General features: G+C 65.4%; 3 protein-coding genes. All 3 read right to left on the reverse strand.

The window, feature by feature from the left end; all coding sequences use genetic code 11:
- Positions 1–426, reverse strand: a 426-nt coding sequence (locus tag ACWELQ_RS44685; RefSeq protein ID WP_452403020.1) for a hypothetical protein, incomplete at its 3' end; no start/stop codon positions are given.
- A gap of 152 nt (positions 427–578) precedes the next feature.
- Positions 579–1,604: a ParB/Srx family N-terminal domain-containing protein gene (locus tag ACWELQ_RS44690; protein WP_452403021.1), complete on the reverse strand. Its 1,026-nt coding sequence runs from the start codon at positions 1,602–1,604 to the stop codon at positions 579–581.
- A 125-nt stretch (positions 1,605–1,729) separates the two neighbouring features.
- On the reverse strand, positions 1,730–1,921 hold the full coding sequence (locus ACWELQ_RS44695) for a hypothetical protein (RefSeq protein ID WP_452403022.1): 192 nt from the start codon (positions 1,919–1,921) through the stop codon (positions 1,730–1,732).
- Positions 1,922–1,991: the final 70 nt, after the last annotated feature.

Consider the following 1,991-nt stretch of genomic DNA (forward strand, 5'->3'; position numbering starts at 1 on the left):
CTCGGGCGGCGTCACCGCCAGATGCGTCCACGAACCTTTCTCTGCCCGACCCCATTCCGTGGCTTCGGACCGGAAAACCGAAACGATGGGCGCACTTTCGACAACGGCCGCCAACGCCGCGACGCCCTTCTCGTACCGCGGCGGCATCCCCGCCGCCGACCACAGCGCCGAAGTCGCCCGCCCCTCCGCGTCGACCACCACCAGCCCGCCGTACCGCTGCACGAACTTCCGACAGGTGCCACACGCGTTCTCCGCCGCCAACTCCGGACTCAACGCGTCCAGAAACACCTCGTAAAGCCCCTCCACCCCGACCCGAAACAGTTCCGTCCCCGCCCCGACCGCAGTCTCGAATCGCCGCCGCACCCCCGCAAGCAATTCCTCGTACCGATCCTCACCGGTCACACCCACACCCGTCGGCCCCGTCATACCCGTCCCTCCACAACTCCCCGTCCCCACCGGACCGGCCCATGATATGCACTGAATTCCAGTATCGACGAGGGGAATTAGCGTGGAGGAATCAGCCGGAGCTGCTCGTGGGATCGTCCGGGCAGCTCCGGTCTGAATCTTCTACCCGGTGATCAGTGGGCGGCCTTGTAGGCCAGGGTGTAGGCGATCTTGCCGGGTTTGGGGTCGGAATAGGGCTTGGACAGCTTTGCGAACTCCTTGTCGCTGAAGGCGGGGAGGGCGCCCAGCTGGCCTGCGGTGTAGCCGCCGCTGACCTGGGTGTTCTGGCCCAGTGCCACCATGGCCTGGGAGACGTTCTTGGTGAGCGTCAGGTAGGACTGCAGGTCGCCCATGTGTCCGGCGAGGGTGAGGTTGGGGTTGTTCTGCTGGGCGCGCAGCCAACGGCCCCAATAGAATTCGTCAAAACCGGGCGCGTTGTCGGTGGCGTAGCCGACGTCCTTGGCGAAGTAGAGCATGCCGCGGAACTGGTCGTTGCGCATATCCTTCAGCGAGAAGGTCGCGGGCAGCTGGTTCGGCTTGATCGGCTGGTCGTTGTTGTCGTAGAGCCACGCCCAGTTCTTCTGCACCATGGTGTCCCAGAAGCCCGACGGGTTCAGGTTCGACAGGTTGCCGACGACCTTCAACCGGATGTGCATGGACGGGCCGCCGTCGGAGGTCTCCCAGAACGACGTCAGCGCGTGGTGGCCGTCGGCCATGTAGAGCTTGCCGTGCGGGCCGACCACGACGGTCTTCATATCGTTGAGCGACGCGGCGGTCTCCGCGCCCGGCTGCAACTGGCAGGTGAAGGTCTTGGCGTCACGCAGGGTCGCGTTCGGCTGCGCCGAGGCGACACCGACGAGACCGCTGTCGGCGCACCAGTCGTCGAACTTCTTGTTGATCGCGTCCTTGCCCAGCGTGTAACGGCCGAGCTTGTAATCGATCTCGTCGAAACCGACGGAGGGCTGGGTGGGCGACACATCGCCGATCGCGACATCGACGATGTCACCGGCCTTGGCGTCGCAGTAGGCCACATCCTTACCGGACGGGTTGCACGGGAAATGGCCGTTGGTGTTGTCGGCGGCCGCGACTCCGGCACTGCCACCGACGATCGCCACGATCGCCAGCGCGGATCCGATGATCCGCTTCACGGGGTGGTTCATGACTCTCCGAGCTATCCGACGCCGAACTCCGGCGCCACATCCGAACCATCCGGATGCCCGGCGGACGCTATGAGCCCCGAATGACCATTCGGCCACCGGATCCCGCTGGGCGCGTGAACATCCCGCTAGCGGATGGAGCGGACTTCGGGGTCGGTGGTCGCGTCGGCGGCGGCGAGGGCCTCGGGGAGGAGGTTGTCGAGGTGGTAGGGGTAGACGGTTTCGCCGGAGTGGTCGAGGTGGGCGATATCGGTGGGGGTGCACCATTTGTTGCCGGTGATGGAGCGGCGTTCGACGTAGTCGAGGTTGGCGGGGATCAACTAGGTTGGGGTAGGGGTGGTGTAGGCGGCCAGTTATGAGGCGAAGGCGTTCGGGGTGAGGACGCCGTTG

The sequence above is a fragment of the Nocardia sp. NPDC004722 genome (genome assembly GCF_053601505.1).